The sequence below is a fragment of the Hymenobacter arcticus genome (assembly GCF_054779975.1).
Map to the genome: position 1 here is coordinate 320,617 of NZ_BAAGXF010000005.1, position 19,955 is coordinate 340,571.

15 protein-coding genes and 1 pseudogene are annotated in these 19,955 nt (G+C 47.6%); 4 read left to right on the top strand and 12 right to left on the bottom strand.

Annotated elements, in window-relative coordinates; all coding sequences use genetic code 11:
• Nucleotides 1-281 precede the first annotated feature (281 nt).
• From ACYVGC_RS11735 to ACYVGC_RS11745, 3 genes are all read left to right on the top strand, one after another.
• Entirely contained in the window at nt 282-1,454 is a 1,173-nt protein-coding gene (locus ACYVGC_RS11735; RefSeq protein WP_460584014.1) for a site-specific integrase, read from the top strand.
• A 26-nt stretch (nt 1,455-1,480) separates the two neighbouring features.
• Complete coding sequence (locus ACYVGC_RS11740) at nt 1,481-2,164, top strand: hypothetical protein (RefSeq protein WP_460584015.1); 684 nt, start codon at nt 1,481-1,483, stop codon at nt 2,162-2,164.
• A 327-nt stretch (nt 2,165-2,491) separates the two neighbouring features.
• A complete protein-coding gene (locus ACYVGC_RS11745) occupies nt 2,492-3,187 on the top strand; it encodes a protein rep (protein WP_460584016.1) in 696 nt (231 codons plus the stop codon).
• 50 nt (nt 3,188-3,237) lie between these two features.
• Here ACYVGC_RS11745 and ACYVGC_RS11750 read toward each other — a convergent pair whose 3' ends face one another.
• On the bottom strand, nt 3,238-3,528 hold the full coding sequence (locus tag ACYVGC_RS11750) for a helix-turn-helix domain-containing protein (protein ID WP_460584017.1): 291 nt from the start codon (nt 3,526-3,528) through the stop codon (nt 3,238-3,240).
• Nucleotides 3,529-3,604: 76 nt separating this feature from the next.
• Here ACYVGC_RS11750 and ACYVGC_RS11755 point away from each other — a divergent pair, with 76 nt between their 5' ends.
• The gene (locus tag ACYVGC_RS11755) at nt 3,605-4,552 is read left to right on the top strand and encodes a TonB family protein (protein WP_460584018.1); all 948 of its coding nucleotides are present in this window, start codon (nt 3,605-3,607) and stop codon (nt 4,550-4,552) included.
• Between the two features lie 147 nt (nt 4,553-4,699).
• Here the strand turns inward: ACYVGC_RS11755 and ACYVGC_RS11760 are convergent, their stop codons facing one another.
• From ACYVGC_RS11760 to ACYVGC_RS11810, 11 genes and pseudogenes are all read right to left on the bottom strand, one after another.
• Complete coding sequence (locus tag ACYVGC_RS11760; protein WP_460584019.1) at nt 4,700-7,513, bottom strand: tetratricopeptide repeat protein; 2,814 nt, start codon at nt 7,511-7,513, stop codon at nt 4,700-4,702.
• Nucleotides 7,514-8,563: 1,050 nt separating this feature from the next.
• The gene (locus ACYVGC_RS11765; RefSeq protein ID WP_460584020.1) at nt 8,564-8,755 is read right to left on the bottom strand and encodes a hypothetical protein; all 192 of its coding nucleotides are present in this window, start codon (nt 8,753-8,755) and stop codon (nt 8,564-8,566) included.
• A 155-nt stretch (nt 8,756-8,910) separates the two neighbouring features.
• Nucleotides 8,911-9,231, bottom strand: a complete 321-nt coding sequence (locus ACYVGC_RS11770; protein WP_460584021.1) for a hypothetical protein — start codon at nt 9,229-9,231, stop codon at nt 8,911-8,913.
• Nucleotides 9,232-9,315: 84 nt separating this feature from the next.
• Nucleotides 9,316-10,038, bottom strand: coding sequence for a recombinase family protein (locus ACYVGC_RS11775; protein ID WP_460584022.1), 723 nt, complete (start codon nt 10,036-10,038; stop codon nt 9,316-9,318).
• A gap of 118 nt (nt 10,039-10,156) precedes the next feature.
• Nucleotides 10,157-12,823, bottom strand: coding sequence for an N-6 DNA methylase (locus ACYVGC_RS11780; protein WP_460584023.1), 2,667 nt, complete (start codon nt 12,821-12,823; stop codon nt 10,157-10,159).
• Between the two features lie 321 nt (nt 12,824-13,144).
• Nucleotides 13,145-14,203 (bottom strand): annotated as a pseudogene (locus ACYVGC_RS11785) (YifB family Mg chelatase-like AAA ATPase); the annotation flags it as partial.
• A 190-nt stretch (nt 14,204-14,393) separates the two neighbouring features.
• Entirely contained in the window at nt 14,394-14,975 is a 582-nt protein-coding gene (gene lpcA / locus ACYVGC_RS11790) for a D-sedoheptulose 7-phosphate isomerase (protein ID WP_460584024.1), read from the bottom strand.
• Between the two features lie 9 nt (nt 14,976-14,984).
• Complete coding sequence (locus ACYVGC_RS11795) at nt 14,985-15,419, bottom strand: hypothetical protein (RefSeq protein WP_460584025.1); 435 nt, start codon at nt 15,417-15,419, stop codon at nt 14,985-14,987.
• Nucleotides 15,420-15,488: 69 nt separating this feature from the next.
• The gene (locus ACYVGC_RS11800) at nt 15,489-17,336 is read right to left on the bottom strand and encodes an ABC transporter ATP-binding protein (RefSeq protein ID WP_460584026.1); all 1,848 of its coding nucleotides are present in this window, start codon (nt 17,334-17,336) and stop codon (nt 15,489-15,491) included.
• Nucleotides 17,337-17,431: 95 nt separating this feature from the next.
• A complete protein-coding gene (locus ACYVGC_RS11805; RefSeq protein ID WP_460584027.1) occupies nt 17,432-17,779 on the bottom strand; it encodes a hypothetical protein in 348 nt (115 codons plus the stop codon).
• A gap of 98 nt (nt 17,780-17,877) precedes the next feature.
• On the bottom strand, nt 17,878-19,890 hold the full coding sequence (locus ACYVGC_RS11810; protein ID WP_460584028.1) for a capsule assembly Wzi family protein: 2,013 nt from the start codon (nt 19,888-19,890) through the stop codon (nt 17,878-17,880).
• Nucleotides 19,891-19,955 lie beyond the last annotated feature (65 nt).

Below are 19,955 nucleotides of genomic sequence, written 5' to 3' on the forward strand. Positions count from 1 at the left end.
ATTATCATTAATTCTTGTATTTGACAGCCGCACACGCACTCCTTGTCAGGATGATTGTAATAGCCACAGGGGCAGAGGCTATTTGCTATTAGGTTAGAACCAATAAAGGCGCTTTTTGGAAGACAAGTCATTGCTTGATAGGATGTTGAATGTTTATCCTTTATCATTCTTTAACATCCTTTATCTTCTTTTTGCATCTTTTTACTACAGCTTTTGGGGCTCGTAACAGACTTCTATCTTCGGGGCGTAACAAGTCGTAACAAACCTCAAGACTGTCTGAAATGGGTGTAAAATTAAGAAAGCGGAAGCTACGTGATGGCTCCGAACAGTACTACTTCGACGTGTACTATAAAGGCCGGCGTGAGTATCCAACATACAAGGAGCCACAACTGATTATCAGGCCAGGGAAGGACAAGACAACCCTCAAAGCTAACGCGGAGGTAGAGAAGGAAGCTCAACGAGTTTTAAGTGTCTTAGAGGGAAAGCTCGCAGGAGGGACTTATATTTTTCAGTCTAAACATAGCGCAGAGCAACCAGAAGAGCAGAAATTACACTCCTTTCTAGAATACTTTCGAGCAGAATCGGAACGCCGTCGCGCCCGTCGTGGGTGCAAGTCCAATACATATTCTTGCTTCAAACATTTTGAACGATTCATTCAAGGCAGTTACAGGGAGGATCTGACATTCCAGCATTTCACTACCCAGTTGGTAGAGGATTTTCGTTCTTATATGGCTAGATTGGTCACAATAAGCGAGAATCGGAAATCAGGAAAGAGCCAAGAAGTGAAGGGGAACCGTGGAATTAACTCTAATTGCGCCTTAATCTATTTCAAACGGTTGAAAATGGTATCTACAATGGCATTCAAAGCAGGACTTATTCCAATAGATGCTGCTTCATCTGTCAAAAATTTTGCCTCTATTATGCCGCAAAGGCACTATTTAGAGCCAGGAGAAGTAAAGAGACTTGTTCAGGATTTGAATGTCAATCCCGTTGATGGGCTAATGAAGCGCACATTCCTTTTCGCTTGTGCCACAGGTCTCCGTTGGGCAGATCTAACAGCTCTTACTTGGAAGGATATTCAAGGAGATGTATTGGATACCGAAATAAGAAAGAGCAAAGGAAAAAAGCGGCTACGCTTTGAATTGAGTGCCTTTGCTCTTTCTATGGTTGGTGAGGTTGGCCGGCCCAATGAAAAGATATTTCCTCTTACTTACAATATGTACTTGAATGTGAAATTAGATCGCTGGATACTATCAATAGGTATAAATAAGAAAATAACATGGCATTGTGCGCGGCATACTTTTGCAACATGTTTACTCTTTCAGAACGAAGATATATCATTGGTGCAAAAAGCGCTTGCTCATAGTCGGATTGATACGACGCAGATATACGCAAAGATTCTTGATTCAAAATTGAATAAGGCCACCTCCTCAATCGGTGATTTGTTTGCATAAATATTAATATATAATTAATTGATTCAATGATTGACGAATTCGAACAATTGCTACTGAAAATGGCCAGTGATGACGCGATAGAACCGCAAGTCACATTAGATATCAAACTTAATTCGTTACCCCCAAGGCAGCGCGTTCAATGCATGACGTATCTGTTGAACGAGTTTAAAAGTGGTCGTCTTGATAAAGAGGGGGGTATTTGGCATCAGCGATATGATGAACCGTTCTTTTGGAATGCTGATATCTCTGATGATGAGATGGACAGCAGAAGCATTGTTGACCGCACAATGGGTAAACTCTGTGATATATTGGTTAACTACGTGCCCTGCCGCCTCCACGATGAGAAAGCTTTATTAAATAGTTTAATCAACTGTACTGTTGATAAGCAGGATGCGTTGGTACAGCTAGGAGCTTCCCTTAATATATCTTCCGAAGATGAGTTAATACCTCATAAGGAAGCTGCTGCTTTTTTAGGTATAAGTGCTTCTACGTTGTACCAAAAGAATAAAACCGAACTCCTACGGCCTCTAACGCCACCGGGTAGTAATACAAACTGGTACCCCAAAAAGAATCTGATAGCTTACAAAGCTAAAATGGTTACTAAGCCGCGAAAAGGTAATCATACTGATGATGCGAAAGACAATTCTCCTGAGAATTCAGAGGTTGATCTTAAACGCTATTATCGGAAAAGGAGCCAAAGAAAAATATAGCGTTCTGTAGAGAGCAGCCTCGTAGGGTTTGAAACTCTTCTCAGCAATGTTTTATATATCAAGACTGTAGATTTCGATTGGGCTTCCGTGTAGGGATGTACCTTGATTAGTTCTAGTAATTCTGGCAAGAGCGGAACCACCCAGCAAAGCCCTAAATCATCTCCTCTCACAAACGCTCACCAAAGCCCAAAGTCAGGAGTTGTACATAGTTCATGTATTGGCATAAGTCAGGACAGGATATCTGCTCTATTAAAAAGGCAGGCAGATAAGAAGTTAACTCATAAATTAATTCGTCAACTTCTTATTCTACCTAGTCCGTTACGGGCAGTGTATGAAAAGACGTACGACTGTAATAAGGAGTTTCTGCACAATGGAAACTGGAAATTATCACCATTCTTCTGCAAGCTTCGATGGTGTTTAGTTTGTGCCAACAAGCGTAAGGCTAAATTGATACGCAAGTATTTGCCAGTGTTGCAGGACTGGGAGAATGCCCAGTTTTTAACGCTTACTCAGTCTACCTGCACCGTTGCCGAGCTGCCTAGCCGGCTAGACGAGATGAAGCAAGGCTTTGAGAATATTCGGGACCGGTGGCGGAAGCCTGCGATTCAGAAGCTATGCCCTTTTCCGTTTATTATGGTCCGAAGCCTAGAAATCAAATGGCTTGCTGAACAAGCGAGGTACCATCCCCATTTTCATTTCATCGTGCGTGATAAAGCCTGTGCAGAGCACTTGTTAGCCGAATGGATGCGTTTATTTGACAACACAGACTTAAAAAAAGCCAACGCAGGGCCTAAAGGACAATTGCTAGAGACAGTCTACGACATGAAGGGTCTGTTGAAATATGTTATAAAGCCCGTGGCGAATTTCTACGATATCGAATCCAAAGAAATTGATATTGGAGCAGTAGACACCATTTTTCGTGCCCTTGCCTCGCACCGTACATTCCAAACGTATGGAATAAATGCGGCACAGTCCGGAAATAGAGCGAAGACCAATAGTGCGGCAGTAAATCCAGCAGGATAATTAGGAAAATAAGAGCCTGTCCTTGCTGAGTACTCTCAGTAAAGGGCTGACTATTGCTGCGGCAATTTTATGAGAGAAAAATCGACTAAATCCCGTAGCGACATTTCCAAGCCTTCAGCTAAGCAAACCAACACATCAAGGGTAGGGGAGGTCTGAGCTGTTTCAATGCGATAAACCGTCTTTTTAGTCACATCAGCCGCATCGGCTAATGCCTGTTGGCTCCAGCCTTTGGCTTCTCGCAATGTGCGCAAGTGCTGACCAAAAGCTTGGTTGCTCGCCGGTTTCTTCACCTTTGCAAGCTCCGAGGAAGCCTGAAGCAACCTGTGGACATATAAGTCCACATTTTAAAATAAAATGGTAAGTTTGCCAGTGCATCTTCAGGGGGAAATGCCCTCTGTAACTGTGCTGGCTACTTCCATGAAATTATTTAATTCGGCGCTTTCTGTTCTCCTTGTTTTAGTCTACTTGCTTACTGCCTCAGGCATTAGCTACGGTCAAGTGGTCCACAAAGCACCGGTAGTCTTTCACACAGGATACCAATACCTAACGCGCACGAATCAATCCACTCCCTTCCGCTATACGCGCTCCTTTCACGGTTCAGGACCGGTCTTTACCACCGTCTATAAGCTCTATCACCCTACGCGGGGCACGCACTTTCTCACCATTACTGCCACTCATGACAAGACCGCGCAGAAGGTTGTAGTAGAGGTAGCCGATACCAAAGGCAGTATTTTCTCCCAGATTAACCAGGAAGAAACTACCTATGAGGGTGCGCCTGTTACTGGCTTCGGCTTTCGTGGGGCCGTTGGTGGATTATTCGGTAAACACATACCTAATCAGCTCTGGCTCCAATTTACGAGCCGCCGTGCTGAGCAGGTCAAGGTTTTGAGCGTGTTGGGAGAGCACGAAGGCAATGACTTTGAATTCTTCACCTTAGAGGCAGAAAGTGTCTTACCGAAGCTACCACTTAGCCCACCCGCCCCGCGTCCTCTGAAGGCCCAGCCATTAGCTTCTACACCCCTTCCTCTTGCCCAGGATACTCCTACGGTCACGAACTATACCTACGTCGAGCAGATGCCTCAATACGAAGGTGGTCAGCAGGCATTAAATTATTTTATTTACAAAAATACCCAATACCCGGCGCTAGCCAGCCGTAACGGCGTAGTAGGGCGTGTATTCGTGCACTTCGTTATTGACGAAACAGGCCAGCTAAGTGAGCCAAATATTCAAAAGGGCTTAGGCAGTGGCTGTGATGAGGAGGCCTTACGAGTCGCTCGCTTATTGCCTGCCTTTACTCCAGGCCGACAAGGAGGCGTCCCTGTAAAGGTGTCTTATACACTAGTGGTCCCCTTTGCACCCAAGTAGAAAGGTCTAACACGGACGGACAGTGAGTTGAGGCATATAATTTAGTAGGCCAGCTTCAAACTGGGTAGCCTATCTCAGATTGAAAAAGACTTAGATAGCAGCTAGAATATAGCAAAGCTGCCTCGACCGATCAACCGAAATATTCTTTTACTCTTTGGGATTAGGATTAATAACTACTATGCCAGAAGCTCCTTTTTCAGCAAGAAATATAATTGCATCCATATGCTTCTGAGCTGTAGCAGGATCAGAATTCGCTAGTAACTGAGCAAGCAATAAATGCGCTTCATAGTCATTGGGACTGAGAGCAAGACATTTTTCAAGATGTAGCTGGGATTCATTAGGATTATTGAATTGCTGAAGAAGCAACTTGCCTAAGCTATAATGAGCATTTGCGTGATTAGGATTGATAGCTATAGCCTGTTCGTAGTGGTATTTAGCTCTTTCAGCATCTCCGAAAGCTCGATTTAACAACTCAGCTAAATTGTTATGTGCAGGTGCGTTACTGGAATCAAGCTGAAGAAGTGTTTCGTACTCAGTTTTAGCACCATAATAGTCTGCAAAGCGATTATTAAGTAACTGAGCAAGCCGAAAACGAGTTTCTATTTGATTTGGATTTATTTCTAAAATTTGTTTGTAGTACTCGCGAGCTTGAAGATACTCATTGAATTGCTCTTGCAATAGTACGGCTAACCTACCTAGAATATCTATGTTTTCTGGATTTGCTTTTAAGGCAAGTTGTAATTGATTGCGTGCTGCTGTATAATCTAGTGCTTTTTCAATCAATACACTTGATAGCATCAATTGAAATAAAACGTTTTTAGGATCAAGTGAAGTTATTAATTCAAGGGCTTGACGATTAGCGGCGGTATCATCTTCAAAATAATTTAATAATAAATGCGATAATTTAATAGCGACATCTATATTATTAGGTTGTATCAATAATGCTTCCTGATAATACTCACGTGCTAACTGATAATCATTAAAATGCTCATTCAGTAGGTTAGCTAAATAAAAAAGTGCCTCGAAGTCTTTGGGTGATATGCTGAGAGCTATTTCAAGCTGTCTACGTGCCTCTGAATAGTTTTGATTAAATGTAATAGCTAATTTTGACAAATTAGTATAAGCTTGTACATAAGCTGGATCAATATCGATTGCTAGCCTCAAATGCTTAACTGCACTATTAGCATCGTTAAAAGCAGAAACCAGTAAAATAGCTAAATCCGTGTGATCTTTTGGGTTTTTTGGAGCAAGGGCTAATACTTGCTCTAAATGGTATTTGGCACCTTTATAATCCTGTAATTTATCTCTCAAGAAGAAGCTAAAACGTCTATGTGCATTTGTGTATGCAGGATTTATTCGCAATGCTTCTTCATAATGATGCCGTGCAAGTAAATGTTCATCAAATTTATCGCTAAGTAAAGTGGCAAGGTTATCGTGAGTAATATAATCATTAGCATCGATGAGTAAAGCTTGCTCATAGTGCTGTTTAGCTCCATTATAATCTTGAAATTTATTCTTTAATAGTACACCTAAATTACAATGAGTACGTGCTTCTTGTTTGATATTTAAAGCTGTTTCATAATGTTGACGCGCTTTTTCATATTCTCGATAAGGGCTACCCAGCTGTCCACATAGGAGAAGTGCATAATTATAATGTGCTGATACATTAGCCGGATCAAGGTTAATAGCTTGTTCATAGTGGTATCTAGCTAACTCAAAGTCTTTCAACTTAGAATCCAGTAATGCAGCAAAATTTGCATGTGCAAGTGCATCAGTAGGATCAATGATTAAAGCTTGCTCAGAGTGATAACGTGAACGCTCGTAATCATGAAAATCTTTGTTTAATAAGAATGCCATGTTAACATGGGCTGAAGCTAAATTATGATTTATTGCTAAAGCTAATTCATAATGTTTTTTTGCGTTCTCAGGATCATGCAATTGATTATAAAGTAACTGAGCAAGACTTTGATGAAGATTTGTTGAGTAAGGAGCAATGGCTAGGCCTTTCTCAAAGGTTTTTTGTGCTAAAGTTAAATCGTTGAAAGCTGTAATAAATAATGAACCAAGATTAATATAAATGCCATCATAGAGTGGATTTAATTCCAAAGCTTGTTCATAATAATGACGGGCTTTTTCAGCATCTTTAAATGGGCTTCCATCTAGTCCGCTTAGTAATAAGGCATAATTGAATTTGATAATCCAATCATTAGGAAATAATGGAATGGCTTTTTCTAAAATTCTTCGTTGCTTAATATATTTATTTGCCTTATTAGCTACTGAAACTTGAGTAATTAATACGTTATAATCATTCGAATACTCCTTTAATAATTCTTCTATTGCTAATTCTTTTTCTTCCTCATTGCTCATTTGAGTAATGCGAATGCATTCCTCCAAAACATAAGAGGTATTTCTATCAAGGCCTATATATTTGAAAATTTCTTCGTAGTTCTGTTGCTTAATATCTGGCCACGAAGCGGCCCGCATTTCTGTTAATGCTGCGCTGAAACTATCGAACGAGTTTCTTATTTTTTTATAATGTTCTACCCTGTCAACAATACTTTGTAGATGCGTTAGGCTGCTTAAGCCTCTTATTAGCTGCTCAGTTTCATTGATTTTATTTTCCCAATATGCTATATACTTCAGTACCCCAATAGTGTTATGGATATTCGCCTTAGGAGCAATAATTGGAAGAATTTTGTTTTTGAAATCAGGGTGTTGGAACAATTCCAGCGCCTCATACATGCAGTTTTCAGATTCTAGGTAGCCTTGACTAATGATTACCAATACATAATCACCGTCAGCCATGCTGCGCATGAAATTGCGAAGCGAGTCTTTAAAACCTAAATCACGTTTATCTCTTACGAGAGTTAAACCAATCGCTTGCCAATCTTTATCGATAGTATCGGCAATCTCTAAGCTATCAGTTTGCCAGCTGTAAGAAATGTATATTTTCGGATTCATGTACTAAGCTGCCTCTTGTATATATTATGGTTTGCTTATTTTCGATAGAAGCATTGTTTCTTAAGTGCCACTGCGACGCTTCTATCCGCGTGCTGAGGTGCAGTATAACCTAGTCCTATTTTATCCTGGCATAAGCGACCTCAAGTGCATGAGGTAGTCTAATAGGTCAGATAGAGTTGGCCGCGGGTTAGAGTTGAAATCTGAAGAAATTAGGTGATTGGTAATAAGATTTAGCGTACCAACGCTCGTCGTTTTACCAGACAATGTAATACGCTTTTTCGGTTGCGCTACGTCTAGCCCTGCAAAACCGCTGCTATCGTTTCTAGACGACTCTAAAAGGACGTAACCCGCGCATTATCGGCAACAGTTGCCTTGCGGGCTCCATGCTCAGCAAGCAAGTCGCGGAAGCCTGAGCCCGTGTATTGACTGCCTTGGTTAGAGTAGGCCATGAGCCCTGACGCTGGTTGCCGCACGGTTAGCGCCCATCGCAGGGCACCGCCTCATGTCTTTGAAATATAGTCGTATGCTCTAGTTGCTCACTCCAGCTAGGTTAATCAGCTACCAAGCAAATTGCACTAAACAGCAAACCGAAGCAAGGGGGCCACCCATTGCAATCTAGCTCAGCTGGGCCAGTAAAGCCAATTTGAGTTAAAACAGGATGAAAAGAGCAAAAGAATCGTTGCGTGATATCACTGCCTGCTAACTAATGTTGGCATCTCTCAGCTACGCAACAGCAAATCTCATCGTAAGTAAAAGCTATTGGGGGTTAGCCGTCTTTGTCAGAAGTGAATAGAATCCAATTGCACTAAATAGCATTGTTCAGCAAGGACCGCCTACCAAGCAAGCTGGCTAGAGTGGGCCGAAAACGTGAATTTGGCTCAAAAAGCAGTTTAATGAGGGAGTATAATACCCCATTGAAACGCCACCCTGAGCTAGACAAGACTAGGCTAGTTGAGTAGCCTTGTCGGAAGCATCCACAGAGGAAAGAGAAGCACGCGTTAGGCCCCCTGCGAGGTCATTTAATGGGACTCTTCGCTCATCTGCCAATAGTTAAGCATCTGGGGCCAGCAGATCGTCCCAAAAACCAGGCGAATAAAGGCGCTCCAGTTCCCCTGGCTGAGCCAGTAGGTCTATTTCCGGCAGGAACAAGTTGACAATATCCCGGTCCAGTTCCTTGGTGGTTAGGTTAGGATAGCTATACGGGCCAGCTGGGTCAGCTTCTGTAGGGGTAAAGTCAGACATAGGATAGAAGAAATGTAAGTAATTGATAGTAGCCATTTCTGGTTCAGCAGGGCAGCTGGAAAAGGGGCCACTTGTAAGCTTACACTAGCTTTTTCGAGATGTATTAGATAAAGATGCTATTCCCACTTTTTAGTTTAAATTATTTAACGCGAAGATTAGTCGCGCATAATTTTCTCTAGGTCGTTTTGGCACGCATAACACATGCCTTCATCTGCAATTTCAGTGTAGTCCATTAAAGACGTCACATTATCATTATCGCATCTGCTACAAATATATTTACTCTTGTAAGATTCTATGTAGCCGTCCATTACTTCCTTCTGCCTCTCACTCATAGATGAAGGTCCTTTGTCAATAACCTGCTTTGCTACCCCAGCTAAGGCCCCATTTAACTCATGCCGCCTCAATAACTCTTCAAGGAACTCGGTTACACCGCTGTATTCCTCTTGTTCCATTGCAATTTTTTTTGCTTGTCCCATAATGTGTAGGGGTTGGGACGAAATGGCTCACCAACCACTGTAAATGTACAGCGGTTCCGGCTTCGGCAAAACCATTAAGTTACCTTAAATTCCAACTAGTTTGCTCGTTGCTCGCTCATATAGCCGTTGCACCTGTTTCTGGTTAAACGTCCCACCTCGACGTGCAGTAAAACCAAGATTATTGAGTTCAGCAGCAATTTGGTTGAAGCTTGCATTCTGAGCCTTTCGGGACACTATCAGCGCCGTAGCCTGCTTACTCCCTGAATGCTCTCTGGCGTTGCGCTGACGGGCCTGTAATCCCTGCTGTCGGACGGATTCAGTTAGGTTCTCCGGTGTCCCAAGCTTCTCACCTTTTGCCTTTTTGACTTGTAGAGCATCCTTGGTCCGCTTAGAAATGGTTTCACGCTCATGCTGCGCTATAACAGCAAAAATGCCCACGGTAAGCGTGTTAGCGTCGGGCATGTCAGCCGCCACAAAATCTACCCCACTATCCCGAAGAGCGAAGATAAACCCGGCGTTACGGGAAAGCCGGTCAAGCTTAGCAATAACCAATACTGCACCATTGGCCTTAGCTACTGCAATGGCTGCTGTCAGCTTCGGGCGTGAATTCTTTTTACCGCTTTCTATCTCTACGAACTCTGCCAGTAGAGGCCCATCTTTCACAAAGATGGCAACAGCGGCCTGTTGCGCATCTAAGCCAAGTCCGCTGGCTCCTTGCTTTGCAGTGGATACACGGTAGTAGGCGACGTACTTCTTAATGGCTCCCAACTGCTGTTTGATCATGGTCGAGACGAAGATAAAGGTCATTAGTCATTTTACAAACGTTCCTTTATAAAATGACTAAGTATCATTAAAAAAAGACTGGAACTAATTCCAGTCTTTTAATAGTCAAATCAACTTGAGTTACGAATGATTATGTGAAGTGCTATTTGGGTGGTTTAAAGGCCATTAAAATGTCATCAGCATCTTGGTTGTTGAGTCTGAAAGGAGTTTCCAAACTTCTGACAACATTTTGTCTAGTCCTGAGTGCTAATCTTTCAGCGTCTTCTGCTATCGCAATCTCATCTAATAAAAGTTTTTCTTGCTCCTCAAGAGGATAAGGTAGGTTAATGGTCTTGATTAAAGACCACTTTATACGTGTTCTACTGATGCCAGTAGCGGCCAAGAGAATTTCAGAACGTATTTCCGGCGAACGTAATAAAAGAGCTATTATTTTAGGATTGAAATCTTGCTTTGCAGAAAGTATTGTGTACTCATTAGTTACGACAAATCCATCCATTTGCGGTGGAACGACAGCAATACTGCCGTAAGAGGCCGCAATGTTTGAAATTACAATATCACCAGTGTGCACACGGTACAACGTGCTATATGTAGTTTCAAATGCTGGCTTCTCTTCCCCTTGAGCTGCATTACCATTATACTGAACTATCAAGTAAGTAATCTCTTCCGGGTTTTCATTGGTTGAGATTATATCCTCCTCAGCCAGTTCTTTCTCTTCAACTAAATCTTGAAGTTCGTAAACACTCATTCCTTTGCTTGACCACTCTTCAGTTAAGCGGTTTCTTTTAACCAAAGAATGTTTTACATCAAGGCGGTCAACAATAGCTTCCGGCGATACAACATATACTGGATTTCCTTTGCCATCAAGAAAGTTTATGTATTCTTGAGTTACATCATCAATTTCAGCTGTTGCTTTTTTACGATTGATTTCATCAATTGGTAGGGTCCTTCTTCTAGCTGGGTCGTCAATGCCTACGTACTTGCAGCCATACATAAATACTGGTGGCTGTTCCTGTTGTATGCTATTGTCACGTTTCTCAGCAATTAACACAGATGTTTTGACTCTGGCATTTGAGCGTTGAAATGCATCCCCTGGTAGACTTACTATGGCTTTGATAAGAAATTTATCGCGCATGTATTGCCTAAACCACTTTTCATTTTTGCCACTTAGAATACCATCATCAATCACTGTTACTAAACGCCCACCGATTTTTAGTAACTCATGATAACGTTCTAAGAACATCAAGCTAGATTTAAGACTCCCATATTGACCTCCAAAATACCTGGAAAGTATCCGGCCTTCATCTGTCTGCTTACCATCTGATGTTGTTCCCTTTACATATTCTTTCGCAAAAGGAGGGTTGGTAATAGCCACATCAATTTCCCCTTTAGAAAATAAGCCTCTAAGTTCATCCTTTTCAGCAATAATTTCAGGGGTATCAACTGTTTCATTAGCAAGTACTTCTTTATCTAGTGCATCAGCTTGATAAATTCGGGTACCTCCATCTCCATGCAGGTACATATTTAAGCGAGCAATGCGACTTAGATTAGGTGCTCTTGCTATATCGACGCCAATTATACGGTTATTAGCAATGTCGAATTTGATTTGTGTTTTTTCGGTAGTAGACAACGAAGAGTTGTTATCAACTTTTCGCCACATGTCATTTAATATGTCGATTAGAAACCCTCCACTACCACAACATGCATCAAATACAGTGTCGGTATGTTTGACATTGTTAATTGTTACATTTACTTTCAGGGTAGCAAGCTTAGTCGTTAATTTTACAACAGAGCGAGGTGTGAAAAATTGACCTAGGTCCTTGCCACGCATTGTGGCGTTGAGAAACGTCTCAAATAGTCTTCCATTTAAATCCGCATCTATACCAAATAGAAAAATATTTTCTAGCTTTTCTACAATCATGCTAATTGTATTTGGCTTGAGATTTATATTCTCATTTTGCTCAAAAATTCGCTTTCGCTTTTTTTGAGCAATTTCTTTTTCCATTGTGCTGGTAAGATTCTTAAACTGAATAGAATTCAGAGGATTAAGCGTCTGTGTGCTGTACTCATTAATCCATTTAGTTGAGAACTTTACTTCAGCAGCTGGAATATCAATGTGAGTCTTTGTCTTGATTTCTGGATGCTTACTCAGAATTTCCCGATCGGAGATGAGTTTGAGTGCAATCAGCTTGACAAATTCAGTAAAGGCATCTGATTGGCTGATGTTGTCGCTTTTATGTATCGCTTGGTGGCACCAAGCAAATATCGAATTTACATCGCTTATTGGCTTCTTGGTTAGCCGGTGTAATACTGTAGCTTTCTTTTCACTTGACCAAGTTGCTACAGCGTCAGCAGAGATAATCTTACGTAGAGCATTAAATGAAGCATTGCCATCAATAAAATCTTCAAACTGTAAAGTCATCAGTGGCTCACTCTGTCTCCACTCATAAAGACGTGTTTCGCGCCCATTAGTCAGTATATAGTAATTTACGGGACTATCAGATATATAATTCCTGTTCAACTGCAAACAATATGCTGCTGGTTGCCAAACATGACTATCTAACTTTTCGTTAGGCGCTTTTGCTTCAACTATAAACCTTACTTTTTCTTCATGAAGAATAGCAAAATCAGGTTTATATGATTCATCAGCCTTTTTCTTGCTGCCCTTAGATAAATGAAATGCAGAAATCGAATCCTTTGGGCGAATTGAGGAGTCACTAAATCCAAGATCCTTTAGCAATCTGCGAACAAAAATCTGTTCTACGTCAGCCTCATTATGCATATCTAGCAAGCTTCCAAACTTATTATTCATAGTACTTATGAAGTTAAAACATTAATAAAGCACCTTGGCTTTATAAGACTTTTAGCATTCGTTTGCTAGGCGTATTGGCAAAGGTACTGTGTTTTCCTAGTGCCAACACGCTTTGTAGGGGGTACTATAGCCGCTATTCTTGGTAGGGTGGTGGCATGAAAGAAATTTGCAGATGAGAAGAACATAACCTCAAACCTGCTTTTTGTAACCTCTGTATTTAACTCAAGGTTAATGAAATTGTATCTTTCAAAGAAGATAGATTGTTACTATTGTTGTTGCTAATATTGTAAGTGACTGATAGTCAATAGTACATTAACCCTACGGGCAGGGATTCATGCTGGCGATGAGCATAAAATTGGCTGGAAAGTCAATGCTCACCTTGGCCCGCGAAATGGTGACGCGGCGCTCTTCCAGCGGCTGGCGCATCACCTCCAGCACGGTGCGCTTGAACTCGGGCAGTTCATCCAGAAACAGCACACCGTTGTGCGAGAGCGAGATTTCGCCCGGCTGCGGGTTGCTGCCGCCGCCCACCAGCGCTACATCCGAAATAGTGTGGTGGGGAGCACGGAAGGGACGCTGATTGAGCAGGCCCTGGCCGGTGCCCAGCTTGCCGGCCACCGAGTGAATCTTGGTAGTTTCGAGGGCCTCCTGCATATTCAGGGGTGGCAAGATGGTGGGTAAGCGCTTGGCCAGCATGGTTTTGCCCGCGCCGGGCGGCCCAATCATAATGACGTTGTGGCCGCCGGCCGCCGCTATTTCCAGGGCGCGCTTGATGTTTTCCTGGCCCTGCACGTCGGCAAAGTCGGCGGCGTACTGGTTAGCGGTGTGCTGGAAGATATTGCGCGTGTCAATGCGCACGGGCTCAATGACTTCGCGGCCTTCAAAGAAGTCGATGGCCTGCTGCATCGTCTCCACCGGAATCACGTCGAGGTTATTGACGATGGCCGCCTCCTGCGCGTTTTCCCTGGGCAGGATAATGCCCTTAAACCCCTCCTTGCGGGCCTGAATGGCAATGGGCAGCACGCCCTTAATGGGCCGCAGCGCGCCATCGAGCGACAACTCACCCATGATGATATAATCGCCTAGATTATCGGTAGTTAGCTGCTGCGAGGCGTGCAAAATACCCAGCGCAATGGGCAGGTCGTAGGCCGCGCCTTCCTTGCGGATATCGGCCGGTGCCATGTTCACCACCACCTTGGTGCGCGGCATGCGGTAGCCCCGCAGCTTCAGGGCTGACTCGATGCGCTGCTGGCTTTCCTTGATGGCATTATCGGGTAGGCCCACCACGTAAAAGTTCGTCCCGGCCGTCACAACTACCTCAATAGTAATGGTATACGCATTAACTCCCTGCACGGCTGAGCCATAGGTTTTAGTCAGCATCTTCTTAGTATAACGATTTTGTCTTACAAAGAAACGCTAGGCTTCAGGATAACCGATAGAGGTTTGGACAAAAAAGAACGTCATGCTGAGCTTGTCGAAGCATTTCTATCACGCTATTGAGACTACTAATCTCAGCGGCGTAGTAGAGATGCTTCGGCAAGCTCAGCATGACGTTCTAGTACAATAGAACCTAGCCGATTACCAGCTTCTCAATCAGCATAATAAGAATGTGGATGACCTTGATATGCACCTCCTGAATGCGGTCGGCGAAGCCGAAGTGCGGCACCCGAATTTCCACATCGCTGAGGGCGGCTAGCTGGCCGCCGTCCTTGCCGGTGAGGCTGACCACCTTCATGCCAGCAGCTTTGGCTGCTTCGGCGGCACGCAGGATATTGGGCGAGTTGCCGCTGGTGCTTATGGCCAGCAGCACATCGCCGGGCCGGCCCAGCGCCTCTACAAAGCGGCTGAACACGAACTCAAAGCCGAAGTCGTTGGCTACGCAGGTCATGTGTGAGGCTTCGGTGAGGGCAATGGCGGCCAGGGCGCGGCGGTTCTGGCGGTAGCGGCCACTCAGCTCCTCGGCAAAGTGCTGGGCGTCGCAGAGGCTGCCGCCGTTGCCGCAGGTGAGGGCTTTGCCGCCGCCGTGGAGGCTGGCCGCGAACAGCTCGGCGGCCTGGGCAATGCGAGCGAGGTTGGTGTCATCGGCCAGAAACTGGTCGAGCACGGCGCGGGCTTCGGTCAGCTCGGCGCGGATGAGGTCGGGGAGGTGCAAGCAGAAAAACTAGTAGATGGGTGGGGTGGTGGGTGGCGTGTCGTAGGCCTGGGGGTAGGTGGGGGTGGTGGGGCCGGTAGCCGGGGGTACGCTGCGCGTGGGCGGGTACACAGTAGGGTTGGGGAGCGACTGCGACTGGGGCTGCGTCAGCGACTTTTTAGCATCAAAAAGCTGGGCTTTCAACTCGTTGATTTTCTGCTCCTGCTTGCCAGCGCTGCGGCGTAGCAGGCCGCTGTCGGCCTTCTCCACCAGCATCAGCAAGCCCGTCACAATAACGCCCACCCAAGTGAGGCCCAGCAGCAGGTTTACTTCCATGGCCATGGTGTAGGCCTGGACGCCAAACACGCTCATGGAGGAGCGCACGGCCGGGAAAAACAGGAACAGCAGCGCCACCAGCATATAAAGCAGGGCCAGCACGGTAACAATGCGTTTGAGAAAAAGCATAACGAGGAAACGAAAGGGGGATGAGGGCCAAAAAGTAGGCTGAGCCAGTAGGCTCGCTTTCCCTTACGTTCAGACTAGCGCCGCGTTGGTTTGCATCTGGCTGAGGCGGTGATAGAGGCCGTCTTCGCGCTGCAAAAGCTCGTCGTGGGTGCCGCGCTCCACAATGCGTCCGTGCTGGAGCACGATAATTTCGTCGGCGTGGCGCACCGTGCTGAGGCGGTGGGCAATAACGAGCGAGGTGCGCGACGACATGAGGCGCGTAAGGGCCTCTTGCACCAGCTTTTCGCTCTCGGTATCGAGGGCCGAGGTGGCCTCATCAAGAATGAGAATGGGCGGGTTGCGCAGGATGGCGCGGGCAATGCTCAGGCGCTGGCGTTGCCCCCCCGAGAGCCGCCCGCCCCGGTCGCCGATGGTGGTTTGGTAGCCATCGGGCGAGGCCATGATAAAGTCGTGGGCATTGGCCGTTTTGGCGGCTTCAATTACCTCTTCCTCAGTGGCTTCGGTGTTGAATTTGATGTTATTATAAATGGTGTCATTAAACAGGATGCTTTCCTGCGTGACGATGCCCATTTGGGCGCGCACCGAGTGCAGGGTGCAGTCGCGCACGTCGTGGCCGTCGATGAGCACCTGCCCGGCACTGGGGTCGTAGAAGCGGGGCAGCAGGTCGGCCAGGGTGCTTTTGCCGCCGCCGCTGGGCCCTACAAGCGCGATGGTCTGGCCCTTTTTCACGGTCAGGTTCACGTCGAATAGCACCGGCACGTCGCCGTAGTGAAAGCTCAGGTTGCGCAGCTCGACTTGGTCGGTAAACTCGGGCAGCTCGATGGCGCCCGGCTGGTCGCGCACATTGGACTCAGTGTCGATGATGCTGAGCACTCGGCCGCCGGCCACCAGCCCGCGCTGAATGTTGCTGAACGCGCCCGATAGCGACTTGGCAGGCGTCAAAATCTGTGAAAACAGGATGATGTAGGTGATAAAGGCTGAGGCCGACAGCCCGCCCGCCTCGCCGCTGAGCACCAGCGAGCCGCCGTAGTACAGCAGCCCCGCCACCACCGTCACGCCCGCAAACTCGCTGAACGGCGAGGCCAGGTCGCGGGTGTTGTCAATGTCCTGGGTGGTGCGGGCGTATAAGTCATTCTGAAACTGAAACTTAGCGAACACGTAGTTGCGGGCATTGAAAGCCTTTACTACGCGCATGCCGCCCAGCGTTTCCTCAATCACGGAGAGCATGGCGCCCAGCGTGGTTTGGCTGATGGTGGCGTGGCGGCGCAAGCGCTTCGACACGCTGGCAATGATGCCGCCCGAAATGGGCAGCAGCACCAGCGAAAACAGCGTGAGCCGCGCCGACATCGAGAACAGCAGCACGAAGATGCCCACAATGTTGAGCGGCTCCTTGAACACGGCCGTGAGCGTGTTCACCACCGAAATCTCGACCTCCTGCACGTCGTTGGTAAGGCGCGAAATGAGGTCGCCCTTGCGCTCATTGGAGAAGTAGCCCAGCTCCAGCTCGGTGATGCGCCCAAAGAGTGCGCCGCGCACGTTGCGCACCACCCGCGCCCGCACCCGCGCCAGCAGCCGCCCGCCCAGATAGCGAAATACGTTACTCAGAAACACCGACACAATTATCAGCCCGCACACAAACGCCAGCGTGCCCTGCTTGCCGTAGCGCCCCAGCATCTGGTTGAAGTAGAAGTTGAACAGCGCCTTAATGAAGTCGATGGACAGCGAGAAGGCCGGCAGCGCCGTTGGCGCGGCGGCCGTGTGCGCATCGGTGGTGCCAAACAGCACGTTGAGCAGCGGAATAACCAGCGTGAAGTTGGCAATACCGAAGAAGATGCCCAGCGTAGCATACACCGCATACAGCGGTACAAAGTCGGCGTAGGGCCGCGAAAAGCTCAGCAGGCGCAGGTAGGTCTTCATGAATCGCAGATTTTCGCAGATTAGGCTGATTTCGCAGATTTGGGCGTTGGCAGGCGAAGCAAGCGATTAGTGGTCGGGTCAGCTTCTGCTAGTGCTTAACGGCGGAAAGTGGCCGTTACTTCAATCGGGCCTTGAATATGGTCGTTGAACTTGGCCAGCTGCTCAGCAGGCACCCATAGCTCGTTGTGTTGGGCGTCGCCCACGTTTTGCACCGCGAATTGGGCCAAGTACTCAGTATCCATGGCAAAGCGTACCACGTGGCCCACGCCATAGTAAGGCACGTTCCAATCGCGGCTAATTTGCACCGCGTATTCCTCATTCAGCACTGGGTAAAAAATGGGCTGCTCGGGCAGCCGCGGCGGAAACGCCCGCCAGCCGCTGGCCGCAATCAAATCCAATTCTACTTGATTAATAGGGCGATACAAAAAAGTGGTCTCAGCCATCAAAAACAAGGTTATTAGCAGTCACCCCCAATCACGAAGAGAAGAAGTTGGCGGGCACCCGAATCAGCGAAATCTGCGCAATCTGTCTAAATCTGTGATTAAAATTCGTGCAGGCGCTGCGCGATGTTCCAGCGTAGGGCAACGGATGGGTACACCTCCGTGCCGTTGCCGATAAAGCCGCCAGCTGGGTAGTTAAGGGGCTGGTTGATTGATTGATGGCGCACAATCACGCTGGCGTCGAGGTACAGGTTGAGGCGGGGCTGGTAAGTAGCCGTGAGGTCGCCGTGGAAGAGGTGGCTGGTGTTGCCATCGCCCACGCGGTAGCCGTACTCGCGAGGGCGGCCGCTGGCATCGAGGGGGCGGTTGTTATAAGGCTGCAAGGGGTTAGAGCCGTAGTTGCTGTACAAAGCAGGCTGGCCCACTTGGCTATACACAAAGTCCAGGCCCTGCTTGGTGTAGAAGGCCTTGGCTACCAGGTTCAGGCGCGGCAGCGGCTGGTAGCTGAGAATACCCAGAATCTCGGTGAGGTTGGCGCCCATGGGGTGGGCGAGGGGCTGCTGATACTGCTCGTAAGCAGTGTACAGGTTTTCGTGCTGGTAGGTGTAGGGCCGCACAAAGTTGAACTCCACCTGCAAGTCGAGGTTGCGGATGCCGGCCAAGTCAATAAGCTTGCCGCCGAGCTGGATGGCCTGCTTATTACTCCACCAGCCGTCGCCAGCCCGAATTTCGCTCAGCTTAAACTCGTCGAGCACCAGCTGGCCATACAGCTGGGCGCGGTGCTTGATATTCCACTTAAAATCAAGGCCCAGCAGAGCGTTATCCGTCGAGCCAACTTGCTGCTCAATAGCGCGATAGAAAATAAGTGGGTTCAAATATTGCAGTTCTAGCCCACGCCCCGGCCCGCCCGATACCTCCGACTCAAACACGCCAATGTTGAAGTTATTGGTCACGTCGAAGCTCAGGTGGTGCAGCGCCAGGTATTTCTTCGGGTACAGCGAGTCGGCCCCTGTGATGCTACGGCGGGCAGTAAGCTCCGCAAAAATGTTCTGGTAGTTGAATTTCCAGACACGGGTATTGAATTTCAGGAAGAAATAAGGCGAGCTGTAATCGCTCAGAATCAGCGAGCGGTAGCCGTTGCCGATGAAGTTGCGGTCGTGGGCCAGCTGCACGTTAATGTGCCGGGTGGCCGCGTACGTAACACCGCCGCGCGCCGTAAAAAAGTCGTAGGCGCTGCCGCCCACCGTTTTGTAATCCTTCCAGTAGCCCTCGTGCGGCACCGCGTTGTCGCGCCGAATCTGGGCCTGCACCCAGCCCGGCACAGCCATTTGGTTGTCGGTAAAGAAGCCATAGAAGCCCAGCCGCTGGTCAATGAGTCCCTCAAAGGCCGCGCCGCGCGTGTTCACGTAGCGCAGGCCGCTGAGGCTGTTGTCGCCGGCGTCTTTACCGGCTTGCAACAGCAGCACGGGGTTCAAGCGAAAGGAAAAGTCCTTGGTTTGGATATGGTAAAAATCCGTCTGGTCGCGGTAGAAGTACTTCAAAAACGGCTTCCGGCTCTGGTTGAGGCTGTCGCCGGTGGCCGAAAACATCCAGTTATCCTGCACCAAGTACTGCGCGTTGAAGCGGTCGGCGGCCGATAAATCGGCCCCGCTATCGAGCAGGTGCTCGCCCAGGTGGCCCGCCGCCGAGCGGGTGTAGGGTCGGGCGCTGGTGTGGGGGTCTTGCAGCGAATCGGGCCCGTACTTAATGGCGTAGCGGTCGATAAGCCGGTAGGTATTCGGGTCGAGCGGCACGTAGAGCGGGCCCTGGTAGGGCGAGCGCGCCGCCCCGCGCCCGGTGGTGCGGGCGGGCGGCGCGGGCTTGGCTTCCACCACGGCGGGCGGTGCGGGCTTGCTGTCTACGATGACGGGCGGTGCGGGCTTGCTGTCTACCACGGCGGGCCGGTCGGCTTTATCGGCTTTGGGCTCCTTGGTCACCGGCTTTTCGCCGCTGGGCGCGGGCGGCAGGGGCTTATCGAAAATATACCAGTTGGCCGAGTTGGGCTGGGGCGGCGTAGTCTGCGCCGCCAGCGGGCCCGCCAGGGCGAGCAGTAAGAAAGACAAGTAGTATTTCATTCAACCAAAAACTACCCGAAAGGGGGCAGGCGTTGCAAATTTACGTCGGCCGCCGCCGCCTTGGG